This is a genomic window from Chromobacterium fluminis, assembly GCF_011602385.1.
Classification (GTDB): domain Bacteria; phylum Pseudomonadota; class Gammaproteobacteria; order Burkholderiales; family Chromobacteriaceae; genus Chromobacterium; species Chromobacterium fluminis.
In genome coordinates this window covers 1-1,402 of the sequence record NZ_JAAOMA010000110.1, presented here as the reverse complement: position 1 = coordinate 1,402, position 1,402 = coordinate 1, and the positions used below count along the sequence as shown (strand labels likewise).

The 1,402-nt window shown below is 60.2% G+C and carries 2 protein-coding genes; one reads left to right on the top strand and one right to left on the bottom strand.

Translation table 11 applies throughout. The features are described 5' to 3' along the window. Nucleotides 1–18 precede the first annotated feature (18 nt). Nucleotides 19–843: a hypothetical protein gene (locus HA052_RS27055; protein WP_166454436.1), complete on the bottom strand. Its 825-nt coding sequence runs from the start codon at nt 841–843 to the stop codon at nt 19–21. Nucleotides 844–1,205: 362 nt separating this feature from the next. On the opposite strand from HA052_RS27055, the gene HA052_RS27050 reads away from it, so the two are divergent. Further along, a partial coding sequence (locus HA052_RS27050; RefSeq protein WP_166454435.1) for a cysteine peptidase family C39 domain-containing protein occupies nt 1,206–1,402 on the top strand: 197 nt, incomplete at its 3' end.

Genomic DNA, 1,402 nt, shown 5'->3' with positions numbered 1-1,402 from the left:
GGTCAAGGGAGGGTGGCGCTAGATGACCGCCCACAGTCCGCAGATGGCGAACAGGATCAGCACCCCGGTCAGGATTTGGGCGGTGGTGCGCTCTTTTTGCAGCGCCCGTTTCAGGTTGTCGTGCACGCTTTCCAGCTTTTCCAGCCGCTGTTCCAGCTCGGCGCGGGTTTCGTCCTGCCGCGCCAGAGATTGCAGCATCGCTTCGCCGCCCACCTCGGTGATCAGCTCCTTGTTCCACACCCCCAGCAGCTTGTTGACCTTGTCCTTGAAGTAGAGCGCGGAACGCTGGTTGGCGTCCTGCCATTCAAATTCAAAACCCTGGCTGGCGTAAAAGGCGTTGCGCTGCAGCCGCTCTTCTTCCGACGAGGTCTGGTTCATGGCGATCATGCCGGGGCTGATGGCGTGATCCGGGCAAATGCCCTTGGCCCATGAGATGACGCTGGCGAACAGGAAAGTGTCCAGTCCAGTGCCGACAAAGCCGGGGCTGGCCTGCACGCCGCTTTTAGGGCCGAAGGTGACGGTGCGGCTGGGCCGGTCCACCCGCACCCAGGCGCAGTTGTGGGCGGCTTGGAAATGGCTGTCCTCGCCCTCGAACAACTGCCAGCGGTGGCCGTCGGCGCGGGCGTAGCCGCGAAACTGCAGCCGGAAGAAGTCGGATTGCTCGGTCATGGCCCGGCTGCGCTGCAAGATGCCGTAAATGGGCGTGCCGTTGGCGGTCAGCGTCAGAATGGTCTCGCCCAGCGGAATGGCCAGCGTGGCCAGGGTGTTTTCGTTTTCCGGGGCGCGGAGCACCGGTTCTTCGGCTGTCGGCGCCGGATTGGCGGCCTGGTTCGGACTGGTCATCTGCTGCCTATGCTGGGTGTTCTGGGGGCCTGTTTGCGATGGTAATCAGGCGCTGGGCTTGTGATCGGGCGGACGACCGCCGCGGGCGGGCGTCACGGGCCGCTTATTGTACCAATCTAGACGGCTTGGGGAATCCTTGCTCGCATGACATTCGGCATGAGGGCAAATGGCGCCCAAATTGGCGCGCGGCACGGTCAATGCGTAGTTTTACTTAGAACATTGCAGGTGCAATAAAAGCTTTATTTCAAACAAACACTTATCGGTTGCGCTAAATAATCACATAATAAAATGTGAATGTGTTACTTGTATTGGGTAATGGTGTGGCATATCGTGCCCCCAATCATTAAATACAATCGGTCATTATGCTTGCTCAAACGGATACGGACGGTTCTGCCTCCTCCGCAAACATCAGCGATTTGGGCTTGCTGGGCCTGGTGCTGCTGGCCCAGTTCCACGGCGTAGCCGCCGACCCGGCGCAACTCACCCACCAATACGGCCGCCAGGCCGAACCCTTCAGCGAAACCGACCTGCTGCTGGCCGCCAAAGGCCTGGACCTTAA